General features: G+C 48.2%; 22 protein-coding genes and 1 pseudogene. 13 read left to right on the plus strand and 10 right to left on the minus strand.

Features of this window, described 5'->3' with window-relative positions; genetic code table 11:
* Nucleotides 1–146 precede the first annotated feature (146 nt).
* Nucleotides 147–716 (plus strand): Uma2 family endonuclease, encoded by a 570-nt coding sequence (locus ACN4EG_RS08100; RefSeq protein ID WP_431628832.1) that lies wholly within the window; start codon nucleotides 147–149, stop codon nucleotides 714–716.
* A 103-nt stretch (nucleotides 717–819) separates the two neighbouring features.
* Complete coding sequence (locus ACN4EG_RS08105) at nucleotides 820–1,509, plus strand: hypothetical protein (protein WP_431628833.1); 690 nt, start codon at nucleotides 820–822, stop codon at nucleotides 1,507–1,509.
* A 50-nt stretch (nucleotides 1,510–1,559) separates the two neighbouring features.
* On the opposite strand, the gene ACN4EG_RS08110 is transcribed toward ACN4EG_RS08105, so the two are convergent.
* Together ACN4EG_RS08110 and ACN4EG_RS08115 are read right to left on the minus strand one after the other, a co-directional pair.
* On the minus strand, nucleotides 1,560–1,700 hold the full coding sequence (locus ACN4EG_RS08110) for a hypothetical protein (protein WP_431628834.1): 141 nt from the start codon (nucleotides 1,698–1,700) through the stop codon (nucleotides 1,560–1,562).
* A 173-nt stretch (nucleotides 1,701–1,873) separates the two neighbouring features.
* Entirely contained in the window at nucleotides 1,874–2,050 is a 177-nt protein-coding gene (locus tag ACN4EG_RS08115) for a hypothetical protein (RefSeq protein WP_431628835.1), read from the minus strand.
* A 54-nt stretch (nucleotides 2,051–2,104) separates the two neighbouring features.
* Between ACN4EG_RS08115 and ACN4EG_RS08120 the strand changes: the two genes are divergently transcribed.
* The gene (locus tag ACN4EG_RS08120) at nucleotides 2,105–3,658 is read left to right on the plus strand and encodes a SagB/ThcOx family dehydrogenase (RefSeq protein ID WP_431628836.1); all 1,554 of its coding nucleotides are present in this window, start codon (nucleotides 2,105–2,107) and stop codon (nucleotides 3,656–3,658) included.
* A 667-nt stretch (nucleotides 3,659–4,325) separates the two neighbouring features.
* Here the strand turns inward: ACN4EG_RS08120 and ACN4EG_RS08125 are convergent.
* The gene (locus ACN4EG_RS08125; protein ID WP_431628837.1) at nucleotides 4,326–5,234 is read right to left on the minus strand and encodes a phosphodiester glycosidase family protein; all 909 of its coding nucleotides are present in this window, start codon (nucleotides 5,232–5,234) and stop codon (nucleotides 4,326–4,328) included.
* Between the two features lie 223 nt (nucleotides 5,235–5,457).
* Between ACN4EG_RS08125 and ACN4EG_RS08130 the strand changes: the two genes are divergently transcribed.
* Entirely contained in the window at nucleotides 5,458–6,177 is a 720-nt protein-coding gene (locus ACN4EG_RS08130; RefSeq protein WP_431628838.1) for a hypothetical protein, read from the plus strand.
* A 47-nt stretch (nucleotides 6,178–6,224) separates the two neighbouring features.
* Nucleotides 6,225–6,440, plus strand: coding sequence for a hypothetical protein (locus tag ACN4EG_RS08135; protein WP_431628839.1), 216 nt, complete (start codon nucleotides 6,225–6,227; stop codon nucleotides 6,438–6,440).
* 43 nt (nucleotides 6,441–6,483) lie between these two features.
* On the opposite strand, the gene ACN4EG_RS08140 is transcribed toward ACN4EG_RS08135, so the two are convergent.
* The gene (locus ACN4EG_RS08140) at nucleotides 6,484–6,963 is read right to left on the minus strand and encodes an acyl-CoA thioesterase (RefSeq protein ID WP_431628840.1); all 480 of its coding nucleotides are present in this window, start codon (nucleotides 6,961–6,963) and stop codon (nucleotides 6,484–6,486) included.
* A 777-nt stretch (nucleotides 6,964–7,740) separates the two neighbouring features.
* On the opposite strand from ACN4EG_RS08140, the gene ACN4EG_RS08145 reads away from it, so the two are divergent.
* Nucleotides 7,741–8,583 (plus strand): universal stress protein, encoded by an 843-nt coding sequence (locus tag ACN4EG_RS08145; protein WP_431628841.1) that lies wholly within the window; start codon nucleotides 7,741–7,743, stop codon nucleotides 8,581–8,583.
* A 153-nt stretch (nucleotides 8,584–8,736) separates the two neighbouring features.
* On the opposite strand, the gene ACN4EG_RS08150 is transcribed toward ACN4EG_RS08145, so the two are convergent.
* Nucleotides 8,737–13,974 carry a translocation/assembly module TamB domain-containing protein gene (locus tag ACN4EG_RS08150; RefSeq protein ID WP_431628842.1) on the minus strand — a complete coding sequence of 1,746 codons (5,238 nt, stop codon included), beginning with the start codon at nucleotides 13,972–13,974 and terminating at the stop codon, nucleotides 8,737–8,739.
* Nucleotides 13,975–14,234: 260 nt separating this feature from the next.
* Here ACN4EG_RS08150 and ACN4EG_RS08155 point away from each other — a divergent pair, with 260 nt between their 5' ends.
* From ACN4EG_RS08155 to ACN4EG_RS08170, 4 genes are all read left to right on the plus strand, one after another.
* Nucleotides 14,235–14,654 (plus strand): DUF3110 domain-containing protein, encoded by a 420-nt coding sequence (locus ACN4EG_RS08155; protein WP_431628843.1) that lies wholly within the window; start codon nucleotides 14,235–14,237, stop codon nucleotides 14,652–14,654.
* Nucleotides 14,655–14,717: 63 nt separating this feature from the next.
* On the plus strand, nucleotides 14,718–15,632 hold the full coding sequence (gene murQ / locus ACN4EG_RS08160) for an N-acetylmuramic acid 6-phosphate etherase (protein WP_431628844.1): 915 nt from the start codon (nucleotides 14,718–14,720) through the stop codon (nucleotides 15,630–15,632).
* Nucleotides 15,633–16,086: 454 nt separating this feature from the next.
* Nucleotides 16,087–16,335, plus strand: a complete 249-nt coding sequence (locus tag ACN4EG_RS08165) for a hypothetical protein (protein ID WP_431628845.1) — start codon at nucleotides 16,087–16,089, stop codon at nucleotides 16,333–16,335.
* A gap of 117 nt (nucleotides 16,336–16,452) precedes the next feature.
* Entirely contained in the window at nucleotides 16,453–16,650 is a 198-nt protein-coding gene (locus ACN4EG_RS08170) for a hypothetical protein (protein WP_431628846.1), read from the plus strand.
* A gap of 6 nt (nucleotides 16,651–16,656) precedes the next feature.
* Here ACN4EG_RS08170 and ACN4EG_RS08175 read toward each other — a convergent pair whose 3' ends face one another.
* The 4 genes and pseudogenes from ACN4EG_RS08175 to ACN4EG_RS08190 all read right to left on the minus strand — a co-directional run.
* A complete protein-coding gene (locus tag ACN4EG_RS08175; protein WP_431628847.1) occupies nucleotides 16,657–17,172 on the minus strand; it encodes a hypothetical protein in 516 nt (171 codons plus the stop codon).
* 43 nt (nucleotides 17,173–17,215) lie between these two features.
* Nucleotides 17,216–18,232: a hypothetical protein gene (locus ACN4EG_RS08180; protein WP_431628848.1), complete on the minus strand. Its 1,017-nt coding sequence runs from the start codon at nucleotides 18,230–18,232 to the stop codon at nucleotides 17,216–17,218.
* A gap of 47 nt (nucleotides 18,233–18,279) precedes the next feature.
* On the minus strand, nucleotides 18,280–18,510 hold the full coding sequence (locus ACN4EG_RS08185) for a hypothetical protein (protein ID WP_431628903.1): 231 nt from the start codon (nucleotides 18,508–18,510) through the stop codon (nucleotides 18,280–18,282).
* A gap of 27 nt (nucleotides 18,511–18,537) precedes the next feature.
* Nucleotides 18,538–18,660: pseudogene (locus ACN4EG_RS08190) on the minus strand (transposase); the annotation flags it as partial.
* A gap of 372 nt (nucleotides 18,661–19,032) precedes the next feature.
* Between ACN4EG_RS08190 and ACN4EG_RS08195 the strand changes: the two are divergent.
* The 3 genes from ACN4EG_RS08195 to ACN4EG_RS08205 all read left to right on the plus strand — a co-directional run bounded on the left by ACN4EG_RS08195 (nucleotide 19,033) and on the right by ACN4EG_RS08205 (nucleotide 22,183).
* Nucleotides 19,033–19,830: an SH3 domain-containing protein gene (locus ACN4EG_RS08195; RefSeq protein ID WP_431628849.1), complete on the plus strand. Its 798-nt coding sequence runs from the start codon at nucleotides 19,033–19,035 to the stop codon at nucleotides 19,828–19,830.
* 342 nt (nucleotides 19,831–20,172) lie between these two features.
* On the plus strand, nucleotides 20,173–21,501 hold the full coding sequence (locus ACN4EG_RS08200; RefSeq protein WP_431628850.1) for a sensor histidine kinase: 1,329 nt from the start codon (nucleotides 20,173–20,175) through the stop codon (nucleotides 21,499–21,501).
* Between the two features lie 46 nt (nucleotides 21,502–21,547).
* Entirely contained in the window at nucleotides 21,548–22,183 is a 636-nt protein-coding gene (locus ACN4EG_RS08205) for a response regulator transcription factor (RefSeq protein WP_431628851.1), read from the plus strand.
* Nucleotides 22,184–22,386: 203 nt separating this feature from the next.
* Here the strand turns inward: ACN4EG_RS08205 and ACN4EG_RS08210 are convergent, their stop codons facing one another.
* Entirely contained in the window at nucleotides 22,387–23,847 is a 1,461-nt protein-coding gene (locus ACN4EG_RS08210) for a toll/interleukin-1 receptor domain-containing protein (RefSeq protein WP_431628852.1), read from the minus strand.

Here is a 23,847-nt window from a genome sequence, read left to right on the forward strand (position 1 = left end):
GTCGCATTCGGGGCTATTTATCCACCTTGCGCAAGCAGAATATCAATCTTTTAGACGCTCTCGTTGGATTGTTCTCGGGCAATCCTGTGTCGCTTAAACCACAGCCTGAGTAGTTACGATAAATGGCTATCTATTGAACAAGCTCTATGAAAACGCTGACGATCGATGTTTCTGCGGCTGGACTGACGGATGATCAGTTCTATAGTATCTGTCGGAAAAATGAAGTATTGCGCTTTGAAATGACAGCGCAGGGAGATTTGATTGTTATGTCTCCGGTGGGTGGTGTAAGCGGCGATCGGGAAATGTGGCTAGGTGCTCAGGTGTGGAACTGGAATCATGCCACCCAGTTAGGCAAAGTCTTCAGTTCTTCTACAATTTTTCGATTCCCCAATGGTGCAAAACGATCGCCGGATGTGGCTTGGATTAACCAGGATCGTTGGAACGAGCTACCTGCTGAGGAACAGGAAAAATTTCCACCCCTCGCCCCTGATTTTGTCATTGAACTGCGATCGCGCACGGATGATTTAGTCATCCTACAGTCCAAAATGCAGGAATATTTAGACAATGGCGTGCGGCTGGGTTGGTTGTTGAATCCCCAAGATCAACAGGTGGAAATTTACCAACCGGGTCAGGCTGTCGAAGTGCGATCGCTCCCCACCCAACTGTCTGGCGGTCAAGTTCTACCGGGGTTTGTTCTCGATGTCTCGCCGTTTTAACGTTCTTACAAATACCAATGGGACGAAATTTGTATAGTCAAGCTCTATCTTCCGTAGCCTAGAGTTTAGTAAGTGTAGTTTTTCTAAAATTTAGAGTTTTAGAATGCTATCCCGATTTCTTTTAATGACCAGCGCCCTTCTCGTAGCGCTGCCTGCGATGGCTTTTCCTGGGGTTTACAAAACCTCGACTGGGCAAACTCGCTTTATTTTTAATCCTCCGCAAATTGAATATATAACTCGTATCCAAGGCCGAATTTGGATGGGAAATGCTAAGGTGTCCGGGGTTCCTGTGCCTGAGACTGGCATTTACCAATGGCAAGGAACGTTTCAAGATTTTCGGACAGGCGGGGGTGCTGAACAAATTTGCACTGGTGAGATTCGTGTGACTCAAAATCTTCCCGCACAATCATTTTCTGCCACTTGGAAAGTTACCGGCGGCAAAGCTTGTCCAGCGATCGGCGCAACAACAACCTTATCGTTGGTAGATGCACTGCCCCGTCCCAATGCCCGTGGCGATTTTACGCCGGAGATTGTCAACCAGTGGAATGGTGGAACCCAATCGAGTACTTGGAAGGGGTGGCAAGTCGTTTCCGCCGATGGTGCTTTGAATTGCCGAACGAGTCCGAATGGGCCAATCAAACTGATTTATCAGAAGGGGCAAGGGATTCAAGCCCTCATCGATCGATCTGGCTTGGCAATGACGATGTCCAAGGGTGCACCTTGGTTGAAAACGACAGATAACTGCTTTGTCCGAGCCAATGCCCAATTCATTCAACCGACGAATTCTTTTTAATGACGAATTCTTTGCAACATTGAGGGGCGATCGTAGCTGGCAATAAAGACCTACGATCGCCCATGGCGTAGTCTAACGGCTAGTCTTAACCGCCGTGCTCCAAGAATTACTGAATTGCTGGAAAATAGCGGCATAGGTTGCAGATTGATGACTTGACTCATTCCATAACTTGCGGCATTGAATTCCGTCATTTGGCTCAGAGCGGCGGCGGCATAATCCTCCTCAATACCTTGATCAGGGCAGAGGTCGCAAAGGGTGAAACAGAAACATATGGGGATCTACGAAACGATAAGGGGCCGACCTTTTGCGGACTCAAATTGCAGACTCAAATTGCAGACTCAAATTGCAGACTCAAATTGCGGAATTAGCCTGTCCAATGCCCTAGGTTCGCGATCGCGGGATTGATGCAAGTCGAATGGGCAACCTTTGCAAGACGCTGTACCCACTGTGCGACCTGAGGCGGTTGGGTTGCGGTTCTGCAATCGATCGTGCCTAGGGGGATATTCCTGTAAATCTGAGTGAGCAGGATCTCGCAAACCATGCCAAGATCTAAAGATTCGCTAGATTTAGGATTTGTTAGACCCCAGTCAAGGCCATGCCGGATTCGCCCCTTTCCATCGCTCAGCACTATCACGAACGCACCAAGTACAGCCCAGAAAGCCTTCAACAAGGAAGTGCGATCGATTGGGACAAGCAACCTGTACCATTCAAGGACTATCCGATCGGCGTCGCCTTTGACCTCAAACCCTACCTACAGGAATCTACGATCGCAGACTATGTCCATGATCCCCATGAGTTATTTTGGTACCGTCTGTCTCGCTTTTTCGTGTGCAGCTATGGTTTGACTGGGATGATTCCCAATAATGGGGAACCGTATTATCTACGGGCGGCTCCCTCGGCGGGGGGGCTCTATCCCGCAGAAATGTATCTAATTTCGCGGGGCACACCTCAACTGCCAGCGGGTTTGTATAACTACCAAGCCAAAACCCATAGCCTGCTTCACTTCTGGGAAAGTGAACTGTGGACGGCTTTGCAATCGGCCTGTTTTTGGCATCCCGCCCTAGAAGGGACACAACTGGCCTTAGTCATTACGGATGTGTTTTATCGATCGGCTTGGCGTTATCAAGATCGGGCCTATCGGCGCATTTGTCTGGATACTGGGCATTTACTGGGCAACCTAGAATTGGCGGGTTCCGTTACTGATTTTCGGCCTCACTTGATTGGTGGCTTTGCCGATCGGGCTATGAATGATCTGCTGTACCTTGCCCCAGAACAGGAAGGTACCATGGCAGTGGTGGCTTTGGCCGATCGCCGATTGGTCAATCAAAATTTACCCCTGAGCAAAACCGCCCTCCCCAGTCCGACCCAAGCGGACTATCCCCGCAAAATCCCCGATGGTACGCTGCTGAGTTATTTGCACCAAGCCTCGGAGATTGAAATGTCCGAGGTTAAAGTAGACTGGACAGCTCCATCAGCCGAAGCAGATCGCGTTGATAAATATAACTTTCCCTTCTGCCTCAAGGTGCCCATGGCAACTACGCCAATTCTTTGGGGGCCAGAGTTGACGGGATTAGAAGATACGCTGTTGCACCGTCGATCAACCCGAGACTATAGCGGTGAACCGATTACGTTGACGGATCTTCAAGCGCTCCTTAGCTTTACCTACCAGCCTCAACAGTACATTGATCAGCAGTTGGATCGATCGCCGGATTTTTTTGATTTGAATTTGGTTGAGACATTTATAGCAGTCTCCGGTGTGGCCGGTTTAGAGGAAGGCTGTTATTACTACGCGCCCAAGGCTCAGGAACTGCGGCAAATCCGGTTTAAAAACTTTCGCCAGGAACTCCATTACCTCTGCTTAGGTCAAACCTTGGGACGGGATGCCGCAGCGGTGATTTTTCATACGGCGGATTTATCTGCTGCGATCGCGCAATACGGCGATCGGGCCTACCGTTATTTACATTTGGATGCAGGCCATTTAGGCCAACGCCTCAATCTTGCAGCAATTCGCCTTGGTTTGGGAGTCAGTGGCATTGGGGGCTTTTTTGACGATCAGGTCAATGAAGTGTTGGGTATTCCGGCGGATGAAGCGGTTCTGTACATCACCACCCTAGGACAACCCTGGCAAAAAACTCGGGAAAAACTTTGAAAAAGCACGGAGATATACATACTTTTTTGTAGAGGAATTACGGTTCTTCTGGGATTGATACGTTGTTTTGCGATCTTCGGCTCCCAGCGATTAGAGGCTCTTAGAATAGGGCTATCCAAAAACGCTACATCTTTGGGAGATATCGAGAATGCAAAATCCCAATCAAACTGTTCACCATGATGAGACAGTTAGTAACCTTCTCATTGTGTCTGTAATCCTGTTTACAGTGTTTACCTGTGTATTGTTAATTGGTTTGTTCTAATTGTTTTTTGTTTTGGTTGATTTGTTTTGATTGACTAATTGTCAGTGTTACAAGGCTTAAATAGTTTCTAGAGGATCGATCGTGGTATTTAAAGGGGGTGAATCATCCTTCGGTGGAGACGATCGTGCTAGAAAGGAGGGTCAGTCTTTTGCCCAAAGCTGATAGAGCGGTTCAAGGAATACTACGCTTCCCGGAAGGTATCCCATTGAGCTTTTCAGCATGCTTCCCTTGCATCAACGACGATTGAACTTTTTGGCAAAACTCCTCTGAGCCCCTGGCAACATTTGTCAGGGGCTTTTGCTAATCTTAAGCTGCTGATCTCAAGTTTTGGTTGACCTAGGGTTAATTGGGGCTAGGGTTAATTTAGGCTGAGGGGAATGACGTTAACAACGGCTTAATCACGGTTTAGCGTTGGGTTCGATCGCGCAGATAAAAGCCCAGGTGATTGGCAACGGGGCGTTCAGTCATGGGGATTTTATTATGAATCGGGGCGTTGAGCAGCCTAGGTTGTGGTGATGCTGCGGCCACCATCGTTGTAGACCCCCCACCATCTAAATTCACTGCGGTATCGGCTCCCAACTGCTGGGCGAGTTCTGCCGATTCTTGTAACGTAGAACCATGGCTGTAACCGGGTTGTTTGCCATCGGATAAAATCAGCCAGAGGGTGCCCCCCGATCGATCCAACGCTGCCAACAATCGAGGATAGCGCTGCTGATCCTGATAGGCAATGGGTAGCACTTGGCCCGATTGCAGCAGCAGGAAATTTCCGGCAACGGCATTCCACGTTCCGGCAGGACAGGCATGGGTACCCGGAATTTTGCCCCGATGCTGGCGATCGAAACAAATCACCTGACGATCGGGGACAGGTGGGGCGTATTCATGACCATTGGACATGGCTTGGCCGGACGTAATCACCCGATCTCCTGCTTGAGGGAAGTAGTCCCAGGGAGCTTCTTCGCGAAAGGGATAAAAAAAGCTGGCATTTACTGCCAATTGCAACTGGAATTCCTGCAAAAATGCTGAAGTGGTACGGGCTTGGGTTTTCTGGGGGCCGGTTCCGGGGAGGCTCGGTGTCACCAACACGCCGATCTGGCCTGATTGTAAATCGATCCGGGCAATGTGAAATACAACAGGTTGAGCAGTGTTTAAAAATAATCGCTGATAGGTGATACCGGGAGCGATCGAACCCGTGGTGGATGAACGATCGGGGCGCTGAAAATAGCCCCAGTTATGCCACCCAATGGGAATGAGTAATAGTCCAATGATCAAACTCCCCAAGCCCCATTGCCAACGGTAATTGGTTAAAACTTGCAATCAAAATGCCCCCTTCATAACTGTGCGATTGGATGACTTGCGATTGGATGACTTGCGATTGGATGGCTTGCAATTGGATGGCTTGCAATTGGATGACTGTGCTGTGGGGAATCACTACAATAAAAACTAGATGACTGTTCCAAACAACATTTGAGGAATCTACTGCATGAGTGACCGACTGCATGAGTAATTTACCGCGATTTTACATCAATGGGATGCCTTTATGATGCCTGAATCCCATTCCTCATCGTCTGATGCGCTTTTACGATGGCCGACTCTGCTATTGAGCAGTGGATTGACTATGACGATCGCGATCGCCTTTGGTGATGGCTTGTTTCGCATGATTTATGGGGCTTTGGGGCAATCCGTTGGCGATCCGGCTTGGAACTATATTCAAGTTTTGTATGGAGTCCTGGGGGTGGGAAGTTTGGCGGTGGGATTAGGACAGGGCTGGGCCTACAGGAAAAAATTACGAGTCCCGCGATCGAAGGCTGGGTGGATTACTCAAGACGTAGCCGTCTTGGCCGCAGGGGCGCTGTTTGGATTTGCCAATCTGGGACGCGCTCTAGCTTTGGTCTACTCCAGCCTAAACCAGCCGGAACTTGCGGTGCAATGGGAAAAAGATGCTAAAGTTGCGATCGTGGGGGCCTGTTTAGGGGCAGTCCTGGCTTTGGGGTTGCTCTGGGGGCGTCGTCGTTGGGATCGCCAACTCCGATTACAGGTGGTGTTTGGCGTAATGACCTATGGTGCTGCCTTTTTGTGCAGTGCGATCGCGGGTAATTTCCTCAGTCTCCAGCAGAGTTTGCTGGGCGGCAGCTTACTGATGTTGGCAATCCTGTACTTTTTTTGTACGATCGTTGCGCTTCGAACCTGCTTCCGACTGATTTACAGTCAACTCATTCAAAGGAACTTGCCAGATGCTCAACGGAAGCAATCTTCCTAGTGTTTGATCACTGTTCTTGCCTCTAGCCTTTTGATTGATTAAAAACTATGAATCTCATCCTTTTGCTGACTGTCCTTGCCATTTCTTTTCTGGTTTTTACCATTCTCATTAAAATTGTTCAAACCACGATTAAAACTGCAATTACGATCGCTCTCGTTGTTCTAGCCGTGCAATTTATCTTTGGCATTGGCCCCAATGGATTTCTCCAAGTTGCTTTCCAAGCCATTCAAAATATTTTTCAACAGAGTCCCAGCGGCCAGTAGTCGGTGTTGTAAATTTTTGATTGGATTCTTCGCTAATTCTCGATTAGACAGGTCGTTTGGTCAAAATGGACTTAACGGCAGGCGGTAATCTCCGCATAATTTTTCCATTTTCTCGATCGACCGCCACTAGTGTCACATTGGCAGTGACATGCAAAGTGGTGCGATCGAGGGATTGTAATTCGTAGACCCAGTTAATTCGCACGCCCTGCATATCCACTAGCCGCGTCCGAATTAAAATCTCTTCACCCATACGAACCCCACGATGGTAGCGCATGGACAGATCCACGACCAATAATTCACAGCCCATATTGACAATCTCTGAATATTCAATGCCTAGAGCGCGTAACGCTTCTACCCGTGCTTCCTCCATCCAAGTTAAATAGGTGCCGTGCCAGACGACGCCGCCATAGTCGGTGTGATGGGGATGCACTTTGACGGGGTACTCAAACCAGTCGTTGACCGAGAGATGGATGGCCTCTTGGCTCAGGTCGCTGGTGGGTAATGCAGGTTGAGACTTTGCCATGGGAAATGATTGAGATAGCAGATTAGTGTGAAATTATGTTCGTATGGAAAAGTATTTTATAGAAAGTTTTGTTACAGCTAGTTAGTACAAGCCGTTGATTGTGATCCGATTACAAGACAATCGCAGGCCGATTGCAAAAAGCGTTACATTATAGAACACTAAACATCAAGAATTATATCTTGCCTTTCTCAGCTAATCCGAGAAAATTCTGAGAATTCCTCCAGGCTAGTTGAGAATAATCAGGGAAACCTCTTAAGATTTGCACATAATCACGATCGAGAACCCTGAAAATTGTTAAGACCTGTTGCGAGTTCTATTGTGATAGTTGATAGTTCTTTATGTGCTGGGACATTCTTTCGGTCAAGTTGCGCGTTACACTCAAAAACTGTGGGCTGTGGAGATTCGATCGCGCAGCGAATTCATTACAATTCGTTTTGATGATTGATCAATCTCCAGAATGTACGGTCTATCCTAAGCATTAAGAGGGTCGCGGGGTTCAGGATTGAAGTTCCATCGTGTTTGATGATTAGTTGTCGAATGATTCTCTAGGGATTCCCTAGAAATGACCTGGCAATTAACTAATAATGCTGTGGATTCAATAAATGTAACGAGATGTAATACATCTTTGCCAGCATTCAAGCTTGATGTGAGCCAAGACTCACGGGTCTTTTGGATGTTTGCTGGTCAGGAAGTCCACTCTCTCACAACTGTTTCTTTCACAGTCTCTTTCACAACTGTTCTGAACTGCTTGCGCGTATCAGTGAGGTCATAAAAACCATGATTGAAAGAATTTTACTGGCTGACTCGGGAACTGGTCACTCCGAAGAAATGCTCAAAGCACTGCTGGCGATTCCATCCGTTCAGCGGGCCTTCGTGACGATTTTGCATGTGGTACCCCAGGAGCGATCGGCGGAGTCTATGGAAACGAAGCGCCAGGAAGGCGAGGCGCTGATGGCCAATGTGGTTGAACGATTGAAACTCGATCCCGCAAAAGTAACCACGATGCTGCGGATGGGGGATCCGAAAGGAATCGTGTGTGAAGTGGCTGAAGAAGTCAACACCGATCTGATCATCATGGGCTCTCGGGGATTGAAGCGGCTGACCTCAATTTTGAGTAACTCCGTGAGTCAGTATGTGTTTCAACTGTCATCTCGTCCCATGCTGCTGGTGCGGGATGACCTGTATGTCCGTCCCATCCAACGAATCATGGTGGCGATCGACAAATCCGATACGGCTAAGAGATGCCTGGATCTTGCGATCTTTCTACTGCGGGATATTCCCGGTGGACGTCTGCACTTAGTCCATGCCGATGCCAATGCGAAGGAAGATTTGAGCGGGGCGGCAGCGGAGAAAGACGCAATTCTGGCAGCGGCCTTGGCACAGGCAAAACGGTATGACATTGATACCCGTTGCTGGGTCGCTGCTGGGTCAGCCGGTCAAGCGATTTGCCGGACGGTGGAGGATGTCCGGGCGGATCTGCTGCTATTAGGATCGCCCGATCGTCGGCCTTCGATCGCCAAGAGCTTACCGGATCTCGATCGGCTGTTGGGTAGCTCGCTGTCGGACTATGTGCGGGTGCATGCCAACTGTCCGGTGCTGATGGCACGCACCGCAGGCTAGGCCCGCTCCTGATGGCGGTGGGTTATTGAATTGGTAAACCTCTCAACCTCAGTTGTTCAGGCAGATAGAACGATTTCGACGATCGAAATTTAGGGCTCTATCTGCCTTTTTTAATGGGATTTCGATGAATGGGTGGTGTGGCGCGATTGATTATTAGAACCGTGTTTCAAATTCCAGCACAGCCCGATTATCCCCCGAAAAATCGGTCGAACCCCGTAGCAGTAACTGTTCATTAATCCGATAGCGCAGACCAAACTGAGTGGGTTGATTGCCAGAGGTCAGAATGCGTAACACGGAGGCGGAAACAACGGGGGTACCATCGGCGGTGCGGAAAATATCGATCCCAGCCTCCGCCGCGAGTCCCAGCGTCGTAGATTTTTGCCGCTCATCCCCAGTAACTAGGGTGGGGAACAGGCGAAACTCACTGAAGCCGAGGGCATTGCCGATCGCCCCCTGAATATTTGTCAATAGGGCAGACCCCGCCAGGTTCGCGATGCCCAGGGGACTGTCGCCCCGACCCAGCGTATTAATAAATCCCCCGCCGAGGAGGGCGACAATTTCCGTAGGGGTACGGCTGGGGCTACTGGTCAGTTGCAGATTTTCCGATAGTTGGCTGGCGGGGCCTAGGACGCGGGCTTGAATCCGAATCGTTTGCAGACCGCCCAAGTTGGTCGCGATCGTGGGCGCATCATTAATTTCCGATGTGATGTTATTGGTGGGAATACGATTGCGCGTGACTTCCGGCACGGATGCAATCAACCGCACATCCAGCGTGGGATCCAGCCCTTTTTCAGGACTAAATTCCGCCCGATTTTTGTAACCGCGAGCGAGCACAAATTGGGTGGTAAATAAATTCACCTGCCCTGCTTGCAAATCGATGCGGCCATTGGGTTGCAGGTCATTCAACGGGCCGTTGAGCAGTAAATTTCCCGTGGCCACAAAGTTTAAAATGGGCGCTTTGACAATGCGAATATTATTGCCCAGAGCAAGTTTTAAATTACTAAATTCAAAGGATTGCTGAGGTTGTGCAGTGGGATCCGTTGCACCGTCAGTGGTGCCCGCCGTGGCCACCGCTTCATCGGAGAGCAAGACTTGTCCATCGGCTAGCCGGATTTCCCCACCGATTTTGGGGGCGAGGGCGCTGCCGCCTAGAACAACTCGCCCATTGACGCCCCCTTGGTACAGTCCTTTCAGGCTAATGGCGATGCGGCTGAGATCGATCGTCAGTGGCGGTTGGCCATTGGCGGCGCGGACTTCTTGGTTGAGATCTGGATCGGGCAGGGGGTTGAAAATGGGTAGTGTTCCCTTCGCCACCACTTGGCCTCGGCTGAATTGGCCCGTGAGATTCTCTACATCAATGTGATCTAGGTCAAATTTAATACGACCGTTAACCTCCGTCAGCGGTTCCGGCAATGCCTGAGCTTGAATTTTAGCTCCGTTTAAAACAATTTCGCCCACAGCCTTGGGTTGGAACAACGTACCGCTGACCGTTAGATTGACCTGGCCTTTGCCCCCAGCCCAACTGACGGGTTGTCCCAACAGATTCAGCAACGCTAAACCATCATCTTTCACCCGAACTTTCAGATCAATCTCCGAGGAACTTGGGGTAACTTGAGCGAAGGGTAAGTTTAATGGAATGGGAACATTCCCAGAAATCAGTAATGGTTCCTCTGAGTTGGTCAGAATGGTATTGCTAAAATTAAGACGACCGTCAATGTAACTGAAGTTACCTCGCGCTGCTTGAATCGGATTGCCATTGAGTAAGCCCTCTGCGAGATTGAGCGATCCAATCAAGTTGGGATTGTCCTTGGTGCCGGACAGCGAAACCACCGCATTCAATTTGCCATTAATGCCCAGGGGCTGTCCCCCGATCGCTAAGGGGGTAGGAATAAAGTTTTGAATTTCCTCAACGGGGAGGTTCTCAATTCTCAACTGACCCGTTTGTTCTTCGCCGCCGAATTGCACAGAAGAAAGGGTAATGCGCGTGTCGCCCGATCGAATTTGGAAGGGTCGCAACCCAATTACGCCGTTGTCAAATTCCCCTTGCAGAATCACTTCCTCGGCAACGAGCTTACGATTTTCGATCGTCTCCAATTGCCCTTTACGATTAACAGCTAAGTACGTGGGATAGGGATGCCACTCCACATTCTTTGCCTTCAGGTCAAATTCCGCCTTGACGCCTGATTTGAGGGAGGCTGACACTTTGATCGTGCCGCCGAATAACCCCCGCACATCAGCCAACTCCGGCAGCACCAAATTCTCCCGTTCAATGCCCAATTGGGTCAGCCATTGATTAATTTCTGCAAAGCGCTTGAGTTGGTTTTGAACCGAATCATCCGGTAAGCCCACGGAGGTCGGTTGCAGATCAGTGGCCTTGCTGTAGTTGGGGGGTTGCAGTCCCCGCCCTAAATCACTCAATTGGAAAATTTGCGCCGTGCCCAGCACATCCTGGAGCCGTCCGTCGGCAATTTCAATTTCGCCTTCAAATTTGGGATCCGATCGCCAATCCGCCGTGCCTTTGACTGCATATTGACTGGTGCCAATGCGTTGTTTGTTTCCATCCAACAACGGCAACGACAAGACACTTTTCTCTAAAACTAAACGGTTATTGGCAATGAAAAAGGGTGCGGATAATTTTTCGCCCACCAATGCACCGACCTTGGGATTGATCGCAATAATTTCTCCCCGTTGGCCGTCGATCGGGTTGCCCGTGCCCAGTTTCGCCGTAAATTGCTCCGCCCGGAAGGTGCCCGCTTGCAATTGGCTTGCCTGAATTGTGCCACCGTTAATGCGGCCTTGGGCCAAGTTGACCGCCCCAAAATTCGCCTGCACATCGGCGGCGGCAAAGAGGTTTCCTAGTTTTGGCTGGGCGATCGTCACGGTACCACTGCCTACGGTTTGCCGGGTTAAATCCACCCCTTGTAAGTTAGCGGTTAACTGCTGGCCTTGGAAGTTGCCCAAACGGGGTTGGGCGATCGCGATCGTTCCCGCATCCAACGTCTGCCGCTGTAAATTCAAAGCCACATTACCGGACAGCAATCCGCCCAGTTGCAGATTGCCCAATTGCGGTTTTAAGGCAGCCAGGGAAGATTCCAGCCCTAGGTTACGCAACTCGGCCAAGGGTACTTGCTGTATCGCCACTTGGAACAGTGAACCGGATTTACGCCCCTCAATTTCCATCGTCCCCCGCTTAACGGAAGCCGTCAGCGGTTGGAATTGCCCATCTAGCAGGAGTGCCACCCGATCGCCCGATCCTGCGAGGTTTAATTGCATTCCTCGACCCGTTTGCAGGTTGATTCCCCCCACCATTGGCGCAAAGGCAATGCCATTGACGACTAAACCGTTAACGCCGACGTTGCCGATCACCGTTGGAGCGGTGGGTGAACCCGTGAGGCGACCGTTAAAATCTGAAGAGCCTGTAATCTGCGCGATCGGTGGCAGGGCCAGGGGGAGATCGGTAATTTGTACGCCTTGGGCCTGGACGTTGAGATCCAAGCCCGTCAGTTCAGGTTTACCCGTCAAATTGGCAAAGACGGCCCCCGATGCCCGGAATCCCGGTGCCGTGGCTTGCCGCACGTTAACCTTTTGTCCATCCCAATCAATCTGCGCCACGATCGGCTGTTTAATGATTGAAATGCCCTCGGAAAAGCGAGTGTCACCCGTCAAACGCAGGGCTTCCGGTCGTAGGTTGGCCAATGCCCCCGTCAGTTGCAGCCGACCGCTGAAAATGCCCCGCAGGTCGGACGAAAAGCGATTTAAGGCGATGCCTTCGGTGAGAATATTCAGCGCTAATTTACCATCCGCGATCGTGCCGTCAATGTTGGCAATGCCGCCTTCCACCTGGGCGATCGTATTTTGTAATCGAGTGATCGCCCCTTGGATAATCACATCGCCACGGGCCGCGTAGGTCGCATTCGGGGCTTGCCATTGCATAACGGTGAGGGGATTCGTGAGTGCGCCAGTGACTGTGATGTTGGCATCGACGTTGTTAACTGCAATCGGTAAATCACTACCGCCACTGTAAATTCGCCCGATCGGATCGCCAGGAACGTTCTCGGCACGAAACGCGAGATTCAGCCGACCGGGGGCTTTCAAGTCGATCGTGCCGCCACCCGTGACTTGTCCGCCCGCTTGGGGCACAGCCAAGACATCGGTTAGCTGCAATTGCGCCGTTTTAGCGTCTAAACGGAAGTCAGCTTTAACCTGTTTTGTTGGCACCCGATCGGCCACGACTAATTTAGTATTGCGCGTAGTGCCCGTCAGAATCGGTGCCTCGATCGGCCCGGTTAATTTCACGTCCGCAGCCATTTCCCCGGTGACGGGTAGGGGAAATTTGATGGCAAAGGTTTTGAAGAAGGTGGGAATCGTGACTGCGGCGACCTTGGCGTTGAGGTTAAAGCCTTTTTCCAAATCCAACGTCCCTGCTGCGGTCACGGGAATCTGACCACCGAATAGGGCCTTGGTGGAGCCGAGTTTGATTTCCGTGCCTTGCAGTTGCAGTTCGCCCGTGGCTTTGCTGATCGGGTAGGGCAGATCGGGAACTTTCAAGGTCACATCTTTGAAGGTGGCGGTTCCGTTCAAGCTCGGTAACTTTTTCCCCGGTCGTAGCTCGATGCGAAGATTCCCATCGCCGCGCCCCACCGGAAGATCGATCGGTAACCGAATCAGGTTATCGACTTCGCTGAGCAGGTAGTTCTGGCCGCGCACCTGGAGGTTGGTTTCCACGCCCACCTCTTTGATGCTGCGGGATTGGCCTTCTAGTTGAAATTTACCTTCGCTGCGAGATTCACCCGCGACTTCGTAGGAAAATTGGCGGTTATTGTCAAAAATCTCAACTTTACCGTTCAGATCGTTGAGGTAGATCGATCGGCGCTTTTTCCCTTTTTCCGGGGAGGGAGAGAGTTCAACCTGGGCATTTTGCAGTTTAATTTTGGACAATTCCACCTTGACGGGCGGTTCTTCCTTCGATTCCTCAATCTCGGTTGTGACCCAGACCCCCGGCTTCGTTTCATCCAAAAATGCCGTTGGGCTAATCAGCGTTAAATTTAATTTCAGCTTGCGCGTCCAGAGGGTTTTCCAGAGGTCAAAACCCACTTCGATCGCTTCCACCGTGGCGGTGTCGGCATCGGTGGGGGTGGCAGGCAATGCACTGGGGCCAATCCTGAGTCCCGTCAATGAATACCGTTCCAGCTTTCCGACTTGAATGGGGCGCTTGAGTTGGCGACTCAGTTCCCGCTGAACTAGGGGCGTTAAATCTTGTTTGATGAAGCGATCGACGGCCCACAGCCCAACGCCAGCAACGGTGACTAGCCCTAGGGGAACGACAAACCGCCGCCAATGCCTGCGTCGAGGTTGGGGAACGTGGTCCTGGCCTGGATCGTCGTGGGTCATAGGAACGGTGGGGGCTGGCTATCGGCAAGCTTCATGTTGCCTATATATAGTTAACATACCTGACGCCATTTCGCTGGATGAGTTTCGCAGAAGACGGGAAGTCCACCTGGGGAGGGAGGGTTTTGGCCTGACCGATCGGGGCTAATTGGCGAGAAATCTGCTCTTACGGATCCGTCTCTTGCCGATCCATCCATCCTTCTGTCCCCGTCATGAAGTAACCTGATAAAGAAATCTACAGAAATTTTGAGTGTCGGTTAGCTATGCGTGTCTTCGTTTTACTTTTCAATGCCGGAACAGATAACGAAGGACTTCATTCGATCGATCTGGGTGGCCAGAACATTGTTTTGATGTTTGAGGAGGAAGATGATGCGACGCGCTATGCATTGATGCTGGAGGCGCAGGATTTTCCGGAGGCGTCGGTGGAGGCGTTTCCCCAGGAGGAAATTGAGGAGTTTTGTCGAGATGCGGGTTATGACTGCCGCTTGATTCCGCAAAATTTCCGGCCTGCTAATGAGTTTGAGCGCTTGCTGTTGGCTCCGCCGGAGCAGAATCGTGATGGTTTTGATTGGTCTGCGGAAGGGCCTGGGGCGGAGCCGACGGGGGCAACGTCGGATGATCCGGAGGAGATGAGCCGGGACGAGCTAGAGGCCATGCGGCGACGCCTAGAGGGCTTGCTGTAGGTCAGGGTTTCAGGAATTCAGGAATTGCGGTAGGCCGGGATGGTCGTTGGGAGAGGATGGGCTATGGAAACGCGCGGACATTTGCTGACGGAACAAATTAATCCGAAGAGTGCCAACTTGGATCAGTTGTCTGCGTTGGAAATTGTCGATGTCTTCAACCAAGAAGACGCCCAGACGATCGCGGCAATCGCCCAGGCGCGGGAGGCGCTGGCGGAGGCGATCGATCGCATTGCCAATGCGTTGCGCCAGGGGGGACGGTTGTTTTACATTGGCGCGGGAACCAGTGGTCGCTTAGGGGTGCTGGATGCGTCAGAATGTCCGCCCACCTTTTGCACGCCGCCGGAGATGGTGCAGGGTCTGATCGCAGGGGGCGCAGCGGCCTTGGTGAAAAGCTCGGAAGGGCTGGAGGATCGGGCCGATGATGGTGCGGCGGCGATCGCGGAACGGGAGTTGGGCGATCGGGATGTACTGGTGGGCATTGCCGCTGGGGGCACGACACCCTATGTCCATGGTGCGCTGGCGGAGGCAAGGCGGCGCGGGGCCACGACGATGTTTATGGCTTGTGTGCCCCAAGAGCAGGTGCAGGCGGCGGTGGATGTGGATATTCGCCTGCTGGTGGGGCCGGAGGTGCTGGCGGGGTCTACGCGGCTCAAGTCGGGGACGGTGACGAAGATGGCGTTGAATATCCTTTCGACGGGGGCGATGGTGCGGCTGGGCAAGGTCTATGGTAACCGCATGGTGGATGTGGCGGTGACGAATACGAAGTTGCACGATCGGGCGTTGCGGATTTTGACGGATTTGGCGGGGGTCGATCGGGCGACGGCAGATGAGTTACTGGTACGCAGTGGGCAGTCGGTAAAGTTGGCGCTGTTGATGCATTGGACGGGATTGGAAAGGGAAGCAGGAGAAGCATTGTTAGCGGAAACCCAGGGGGATCTTCGCAGTGCGATCGGGCAACACGAGCAAGCGAGTCCTTGAAACATCAAGCTTGCACGAGAAGGGCAAATCTAAGCAGTGTTTCGTTGTTAATTTTTTGTGTAACCTTTGTAGCAATCTTTGCGCTGTACTTAGGTATCTGCACTGCACGCCAAGAAGCTGTCCTTTGTTCGTTTCTAACATTAAAGTATTTCTTCAGTTACAACTATCCAGAATTTAGCTTCTTCATTATTTTCTTAGGGCATATTGCATAGGAAATGTCTTTATTAATGGGGACAGAGTACTACGCTTGGGTACGATCGCTCCAACACAATCTTTCAAAGCAATTTTCAACTATACATGGTGGACAAAAAGTACGTTTGTACTTATATTGAAGGGGGTGATTCCGCTACCTAATTTTTTTGTGATCGCTACTCAAAAAAACTAACTTCTTGCATCAGTTTTCAGATTTTTTTTGTCCTATTTATGGGAAGTGATCTTTCCCAGGAGATTTCCTATGCTGAATAGTAATCAGATGGGTTCCAACCAACAACAGTCAGGTACTAATTCTGAAATGCTTAAATTACTTAGAAAACCACTTTCGACTCATACCCCAACTTCTCGCCAAGAAGCAATTAAGCAAATTGAACTTGAAATTGCTCATGTTCAAACATTAGAAGGAAAAGAAGCCTTAGAACTAGTGGGAGTAAATCCTAGAGAGTTTCTAGCACTTCTTTACGAAACTCGTAACTATCTTCTGGGCTGAAAAATCCATATTTTAGCCTTGGCTCCAGTCTTAGCGAGAGGTTCAATAACTATGAACAAATGTGATGCAATTTTTCAGGAAATGCACCAAAAGATTCTGACTACTATGGAAAGTAGTATGACAGTTCCTCCTGAGTTACCAATTTATGCTCAATTCCAACCGTATATATCTCGAGGCACACAATTTTATCTGAGTGAGGAAGAACGTTCTTATTGTATTAACGAGCTAAAAACTATAGTGAGTAAGTATAGTAATGATTATGAATTTGCATCAGCATTACCTTTCTATAAAGCCGCTCTTTCTGTTTTAGAATAGAAATTATTAAGAAGAAGTTTTATTGAAATCTTGACGAATACGCTGAGCTATTTGTTGTCGTTGTTTTAATTGAAACTCCATATTTTGCTCTGAAAGAAGGTGTTCAATGATAAAAACAGAGCGGTCTCTTGATTGTAATGCACTTGCTCTTAATCTATCAATTCGATCACGTTCTTCTTGGTTTAAAGTTTCATCGTGTTTCTGATCATCCCTCTTAAGGCCTTGATCTATCTTTGCAATAATCTTTTCATACCTACTAATAGTTCTTGTAATACCTTCAGATATTACTCTAGATTTCGTTAATGCCTCTTGTTCTAAATATTTTACTTTCTCAGCATGCATCGATTCAAAGAAATTACCATTTTTGCTATCCTCTAAATCAGAAGCTTGATCATTGGAAAAGTCATCTAGAACAAGGTTTTCAGTTTTCTCATTTTTCTGTAAGGCGTTGCATGCAATTATTACACTGTTTGCTGCTACAAAAAGAATTAATAATTGAATAATCATTACTCCAAATAGCATAATCTCTTCCCCCTAAAATAGGCTATGCAAAATCTATTCAAGTTTAAGCGCTCTCAAGTTCTTTTAAGCGACTATTAATCACTTGAATTTCTTCATAATCCAATGTTGATGCTTTAGTAATGTAATTATTTACTCTGTCGACCAACAGTCTTCTTATTTTTTTATGTCTCTGTTGATCGTCACTAGACAGTTCTTGTTTCTCAATTTCACCTAAAAGTTGTTCAAGCATACTACATAAAGATTTTAATTCCTCTTTCAATTGGTTGTTAATATCTTTTTCACCCTCAACATCTTGAAGAAGATTACTTAAGATGCAAATTCCTCTACTCTTTTCTTGCAAAGCAATTGGATAGCTTAGGTGGCTTCCTTCTAAAGCCATTTCTGACGTAATAGTTGTCAATTCATACTCTAGCCACTGAATTATTCGATTCAGACTATTAACTTGGTGATGGATTGCTACAACGATTTTCTGTTGCTCCTGCTGTTCTCGTTTAAATCGATCTTGTTGTCGATACACTTTCCTTAATTCCAGATTCAGCAATTTTTCCATTGCATTTTTTACGAGTTCTCGATCTTGCTCTCTAGAAAATATATTTGCAAAAAAATTAATGCCAAATACAGCTAGAGCAATTGTTGCAACTGTTCCTAATAGTGCAAAAAATACTGTGATTAGTAAATCCTTATTGTAGTTCTTGGAAAATTCTAACAATTCTTTCTCTGTAGATTTTGAATCAGTTATATTTTGAGATCCTTGAGCTTTATCTAACTGTAGGGTCTGCAGTTGTTGGCTAAAAGCTAGAACATCCTGTTTTAGGTCTTTAGATTGCTCTAATATTTTAGATGCTTTGACTATTTGATCAAATAATTGGTAATTTTCTTGCTCAATCTTTTCAATTTTAGCATTTAACTGTTTAACTTGATTGTTAACAGAGTTAATCTGATCGAACAACACAATACTTCCCGAAATAACCATTGCCAAGCAAAGAGCGGTTAATTTCCACAGTGAGTTTTTCCCAGTCAAACGTTGGAACACGTTGTGATAATGTTGCGCTAAGCTCATCACTATGCACCTAAATATTTTCTATTCTTCTAGTAAATCATGAATCTCTAGTTCTTATCTTGGCAAAAATCTACGATATGTTTTAACAATTCGGGATGGGTCGATCGTGCTGCTTCAATCCGTGAAATCATGGAAGCGGCTGTATTTTTATTAACATTGATGATTCGAGCAAGCTGGCGCACCGTTACACCACGTTTGGCATGGAGAACTAGGGAAATCGCCTGAAACCAAAGGTTTAAGTCTAAATGGGTCTTGTGGAATAGTGTCCCTACAATCACACTGTATGAATTAAAACATTCATTGCAATGGTATCGTCTTTCCTTGTGAATAGGAGTTGAATGTGTCGAGCCACAGTATGGGCATCGAGGTGTTCCTTGCCACCTAACTTGCTCCAGGTAGGCAAGACATTCTTCATGATCCCATGACATACTGCAATACCCCAAAATTAAGCTTTACTTGGATTAAAAGCTCAACTTCAGGATTGCGACATTTATTAGAAGCAATAATCAATTTCTGCTAAACCAGCAATCACTCTCTCTGATCTGCAATTCGCTGAGTCTCCAAAACGTCTATTTCAGCTTGCAGCAATCTAGTGTTTTTGTTCTTCTTCTGTTACAACGCCCTAATGTCTATCTACCATTTGTGAACCAAATATCTCTAACTACGGTTTGCTGCAAACTGACGAATCAGCTTGTAGTTAGATTGTGATATCAAGTTTTTGAGCCATGACAGGGAACCCTAAAGATATTCAAAGGAATCCCGTGCTCAAATTTGTAATCATTTACAACCATCTAGTCCCTATGAAATTTCCCATTGTTGCAACGATCGTGGCGTTAGGCTTATTCACCGTTGGCTGTGGTGGAGAGCGTTCCGCATCCAATGCTAATAGTAATAATTCCCCTCAGCAACCAGCTGCGACGGAAAATGCACCCTCCAACAGTGCTGCTGCCAACAATGCCGCTGCGGTGGCCGCCCCCAACCCCGCCTCCCCGGCTGCCTCTGCACCGACTGCGACTAGCCCCGCCTCTCCCAGCAAAGTGGCTAACCAGTCTCCGCAAAGTGCCCCAGCCTCCTCCCCAGAAGGCACAAATGACAATACCTACTTTGTGAATACCAACGATGGCTCGGCGTTGAATGTTCGGGCTGATATTTCAACTAACGCGACGATCGTCGGTTCAATTCCCAATGGCACCCAGGTTTTAATGCACATCAGCGATCGTAGTGGTGAGTGGCTTGAGGTTTCGGCTCCTGGAAATATTCGAGGCTGGGTCTCCGCCCAATACCTGGTCGATCGCAATGGTAATACGGCATCTCCTTCTCTAACAGCAGCAGCGCAGCGGCTGGCCAACAGCACACGAGCCAATCAAGCCGCAGAGGCCCAATCCGCCAATTCGTCAGAACGTACCTACCGTGTGAAAACGGTGGATGGGACAGCCTTGAACCTGCGAGTGAAACCTCAGTTGGGGACTGAAGTTGTAGCTAAATTATCGAACGGCGCGATCGTGACCGAGGTCGGTACCGTTGGGCAATGGACAGAAGTGGTGACTTCGGATGGGTTGCGTGGTTATGTGGCCACTGACTATTTGGTCGAAAACTAGTGGGTCGAAGACTAGGTGCTCAAAGACTAGCTACTCGAAAACTAGCTACGCCTCTAGAGCCTGCTAGCATTGAAGGCGGTCTAATAAAAAAAACGACCGCCCTGCTGGAAATCAGCCTTGCGATCGTGTTCAACTTTGATCCTCTGAATATGCTTCTATAAGATACTCAATTTGTTGAGTGAGTGCTTCCCCCGATCGTCATCAAAATCTATGACTAAAGTCATGCTTCCGAAAATCAACCCAAGCGACACCTGACTTAAGCGACACCTCTAGGGGAACTGCGGTAGGATGGCAAAAGATTCCTACACAAAATTTTTCCTCCGTCTTGAGGTCTGTTGAGCAATGTCACCTTCCGCCTCCATGACCGAACGGGTGTCCACCTCACCCTCCATCCGCCGCATTCTTCGCTATGTCGAGTGGACGGTTTTGATCGTCATCTTGGTGATCCTGCTGGTCACGCCCTCGCTGACTTCCTGGAATTGGTTGCCGACTTGGATGATATTTCCCTTCCTAGGGCTGGTAACTGCTATGAGCTTTGGGATGCCCTTAGATCAGTCTGCATGGCAACGCCGTAGCTACGTTTTTATTGAGTTTTTATTAGTCTTTGCCTGTCAATTGGCGGGGTTTAATTTTGATATTTTATTGTATTTATTGATTGCTAAAAGTTGTTTTCTACTGAGTCGTCGTGACGTTGCAATTACCGTTCTAGGAATTGGTTGTTTTTGGCTGCCATTCCAAATAATGCTGTTCCCTAAAAATATTGAATTCATTCAACAACTGAATAAACCTCAAGATATTAATAAACTGGTCTTTAGTAGTGTTATTAATTATACCGGCTCCTATATCACGGCAAGTGTCTTTGTGTTGCTGTTTAGTTATGCGATCGTCGCTGAGTACAAAAGCCGCCAACGGGCAGAAACTCTAGCCCAGGAAGTGGAAATCCTGGCTGCGACCCTAGAACGCACTCGCATTGCCCAGGAAATCCATGACTCCCTTGGCCACACCCTAACGACCCTTGATATTCAACTGGAAGTTGCTCAAAAGATGCGCGATCGGGATCCGCAAGTCTCCCTGCAAGCGGTGGATACGGCCAAACAACTTGCCAGTCAATCCCTGCAAGATGTCCGCCATGCCCTGCAAACCCTGCGATCGTCCACCGTCAATCTCAACGAAGCCGTCATGGCCTTGGTGGAACAAACCCGTCAGCATAACTCCTTTACCATTCAGGCACAGCTTGATCTGCCGCCCTTACCCCTCCAAGCCAGTCATCAACTGTACTGTGTCATTAAAGAAAGTTTGATGAATGTCCATAAACACGCTGCGGCCAACCATGTTGTTCTCAACAGTCAAACCACCGCAGAGGAAATTTATTTATCCTTTTCCGATGATGGAGTGGGGTTTAATACAAGCTTGCCCTATTCAGGGTTTGGCCTGCGGGGAATGCAGGAACGCATTGAATCCTTGGGTGGCAAAATTCAGATTAAAAGTAGCCCTAATCAAGGAACTGAAATTACGATGATCCTTCCTCGTAGCAGTCTCTCCGCAGAATCTCCCTGTTGTTCTATGAACTGGTTGGCTGGTATTGCCCAAAGGGCTGATTGTGCTTCGGCTAAAAAAAATATCTCCAGTATTCTGATGATCATGGCAGGAATAACTAATTACTGGTTGTAAGCATTGGATTGATTTGTAAGCTGTTTCTGAATTAGTTTATTTAAGTATGATTCGTCTGTTATTAGTAGATGATCAAGATTTATTTCGTCAAGGGTTAGCTGCACTGTTGACGATCGAAGAGGATTTGCAAGTGGTTGGTCAAGCGGGAAATGGTCAAGAAGCGATTGACTTTTGCCGCGCGTCCCAGCCCGACGTGATTTTAATGGATGTGCGGATGCCCATTTGTGACGGGGTACAAGCCACTCAAGAGATCCACCAGCGCTATCCTTGGATTCGCATTTTGGTGCTGACAACGTTTGATGAAGATGAATATATTTGGCAATCCTTGCAAGCGGGTGCGATGGGCTATCTACTAAAAAGTACCCCATCGAACCAAGTCGCAAACGCAATTCGTTCTCTCCATCAAGGGCATAGTCAGCTTGGCCCCACGATCGCGCCTAAGGTCTTTGCCCAAATTAATCCCACTCCAGCCAGTAAAGAATCCCATCGTCACTTATTTAGTGAACGGGAGCTTGATGTGCTGATGTTGCTAGGCCAAGGCTATAACAATCGCGAAATTGCGCAAACGTTACACCTAACGGAAGGAACAGTCAAAAATCACATTACGCGGATTTTAAGCCAATTGGGAATGCGCGATCGAACCCAAGCAGCGCTTTGGGCTCAAAAGAACTTAATAGACTAATTTCATGGTGCAACTAGTCAGAGAAAATTAAATGATTGCCTGTCTAACAAATTCTAAAGACAATTTCTAAAGACAATTACCTAGGATGATGTGACTAGAACAGGATGACTTCACTTGAGTAGTACCATTATAGTTAGGACGAATCGCTGTAATAGTGATAGACCAATATGGAGCAAATGAATCACTATAGAGCAAATGAATCACTACGGTAGTGGCAAGCCTTTTTGTAGGATTGTAGTTGCACCTAATGGATCGGCGTTATTAAAGCGAGTATCCGCAACTACTTTAATTAAGTTGTCTCCCTTATTCTGATTGCTAACACTAGGATTTTCCGGGGATAGAGGCTGGATCGATCGGATAATAATGCCTGCTCGAATAAATGCAAATGCAACAATTTTAACGTCCTCAATGCTGACTTGAGAACCATACAGAATGGTATTAGGGGGTTGAGTTGATGGCAATATAGGCTGAATTTGCTGGTCAAAACCTAGCTTTGTAAATACTGTTTTGAAATGCTGAGCATCAATTCCGATCGGGGTATATTGCAATTGAATGGGTTGTCTGCGATCGAGGATGGGTTTTGCATTATTTTTGTTGGCAGGCTTCACTGCTTCCGCCGCAGTTGAACGAGGCAATGATGCAGTTTTTTCGACATCTTTCGAAATTTTCTGCGCTGTTCCAGCGACAGCATTATCTTGACTCTCATTGACTTGTTGTTGCAACTGCTTGAGGGTTTTCTGGTAGCAATCGTCGGCTAACTTTGCCTGCTGAAATTCCTGAGCCAGTACCTCTGGGGGGGCTTGCTGTAAGGTTTGGATTTTTTCATCGGAAAATCCTAGTTTCTTCAATTCCTGGCTTGCTGTTTGGGTGTCGCGGGCTAATTGTGCCCGTAATACGTCAATTTCCAGCTCTCTTCTAGCAATATCTTGGTTGAGTTGAGTAACTTCCTGCCGCGCCTGTTGCACCGTGAAAAATAATGTTAGCCCTGCCAGTACGATCGTTCCTAAGGAAACCACCGTACTGGTTTGGATAATTCGTTTGGCCCGCAGTCCAATCTCTGTAAGGCGTTGATTTGCAGATTCTACAATACGACTTTTAGTAATATATTGATGTTGAAGTTCCGTTGGTTTGGGATCTTTATTTTCTGATTCTGCATACCATTGTTCACTAGCTTCTAGATCCTTACCCCGCAGTAAAAAGCTGTCATCCCGATCGCGTTCCCATTCGATCGCCTTAACCAGCAATCGAGTATGTTGTTGAACATGATCCCAATCCGTTTCGATCGTTCGGGTGAGATCCTGAAATGCCTGCTGAAAATCATCGGACTCTCGGAAGAAGAGCCAATTGTGGCGGCTGACGGCAGGATGAACGAGTTGGGCATCGAATTGGTCATCTCGAACGACTGGAATCAAACGCTTATTGCACTGTATGGCATGATCAATTTCCTGTTTACACACCGTAGAGACAATGGAGTGAGGCGTTAGGATAAACAGAAAAATATTGGCAGATTCAATGCCACGCTCGATCGCTTGCCACCAATCTGCAGCGATCGGAATATCTTCCCAGTCAATCCAAATATCGCGCTGCTGCTGTGCCAAGGCTCCATGGAGTTGCTGGACAAAAGGCTTATCCTTCCGGGAATAAGAGATAAAAACGTCAGTCAT

Origin of the sequence: Alkalinema pantanalense CENA528, from assembly GCF_050753345.1 — a bacterium.
Lineage (GTDB): Bacteria > Cyanobacteriota > Cyanobacteriia > Leptolyngbyales > Leptolyngbyaceae > Alkalinema > Alkalinema pantanalense.

Coding starts and splice junctions, on each gene's coding strand:
- ACN4EG_RS08195 (WP_431628849.1), top strand. CDS start 19,033: ATGAAATTTCCCATTGTTGCAACGATCGTGGCGTTAGGCTTATTCACC.
- ACN4EG_RS08130 (WP_431628838.1), top strand. CDS start 5,458: ATGATGCCTGAATCCCATTCCTCATCGTCTGATGCGCTTTTACGATGG.
- ACN4EG_RS08145 (WP_431628841.1), top strand. CDS start 7,741: ATGATTGAAAGAATTTTACTGGCTGACTCGGGAACTGGTCACTCCGAA.
- murQ (WP_431628844.1), top strand. CDS start 14,718: ATGGAAACGCGCGGACATTTGCTGACGGAACAAATTAATCCGAAGAGT.
- ACN4EG_RS08135 (WP_431628839.1), top strand. CDS start 6,225: ATGAATCTCATCCTTTTGCTGACTGTCCTTGCCATTTCTTTTCTGGTT.
- ACN4EG_RS08120 (WP_431628836.1), top strand. CDS start 2,105: ATGCCGGATTCGCCCCTTTCCATCGCTCAGCACTATCACGAACGCACC.
- ACN4EG_RS08150 (WP_431628842.1), bottom strand. CDS start 13,974: ATGACCCACGACGATCCAGGCCAGGACCACGTTCCCCAACCTCGACGC.
- ACN4EG_RS08105 (WP_431628833.1), top strand. CDS start 820: ATGCTATCCCGATTTCTTTTAATGACCAGCGCCCTTCTCGTAGCGCTG.
- ACN4EG_RS08205 (WP_431628851.1), top strand. CDS start 21,548: ATGATTCGTCTGTTATTAGTAGATGATCAAGATTTATTTCGTCAAGGG.
- ACN4EG_RS08175 (WP_431628847.1), bottom strand. CDS start 17,172: ATGCTATTTGGAGTAATGATTATTCAATTATTAATTCTTTTTGTAGCA.
- ACN4EG_RS08115 (WP_431628835.1), bottom strand. CDS start 2,050: ATGGTTTGCGAGATCCTGCTCACTCAGATTTACAGGAATATCCCCCTA.
- ACN4EG_RS08100 (WP_431628832.1), top strand. CDS start 147: ATGAAAACGCTGACGATCGATGTTTCTGCGGCTGGACTGACGGATGAT.
- ACN4EG_RS08170 (WP_431628846.1), top strand. CDS start 16,453: ATGACAGTTCCTCCTGAGTTACCAATTTATGCTCAATTCCAACCGTAT.
- ACN4EG_RS08180 (WP_431628848.1), bottom strand. CDS start 18,232: ATGAGCTTAGCGCAACATTATCACAACGTGTTCCAACGTTTGACTGGG.
- ACN4EG_RS08165 (WP_431628845.1), top strand. CDS start 16,087: ATGCTGAATAGTAATCAGATGGGTTCCAACCAACAACAGTCAGGTACT.
- ACN4EG_RS08155 (WP_431628843.1), top strand. CDS start 14,235: ATGCGTGTCTTCGTTTTACTTTTCAATGCCGGAACAGATAACGAAGGA.
- ACN4EG_RS08200 (WP_431628850.1), top strand. CDS start 20,173: ATGTCACCTTCCGCCTCCATGACCGAACGGGTGTCCACCTCACCCTCC.
- ACN4EG_RS08210 (WP_431628852.1), bottom strand. CDS start 23,847: ATGACTGACGTTTTTATCTCTTATTCCCGGAAGGATAAGCCTTTTGTC.
- ACN4EG_RS08110 (WP_431628834.1), bottom strand. CDS start 1,700: ATGACGGAATTCAATGCCGCAAGTTATGGAATGAGTCAAGTCATCAAT.
- ACN4EG_RS08140 (WP_431628840.1), bottom strand. CDS start 6,963: ATGGCAAAGTCTCAACCTGCATTACCCACCAGCGACCTGAGCCAAGAG.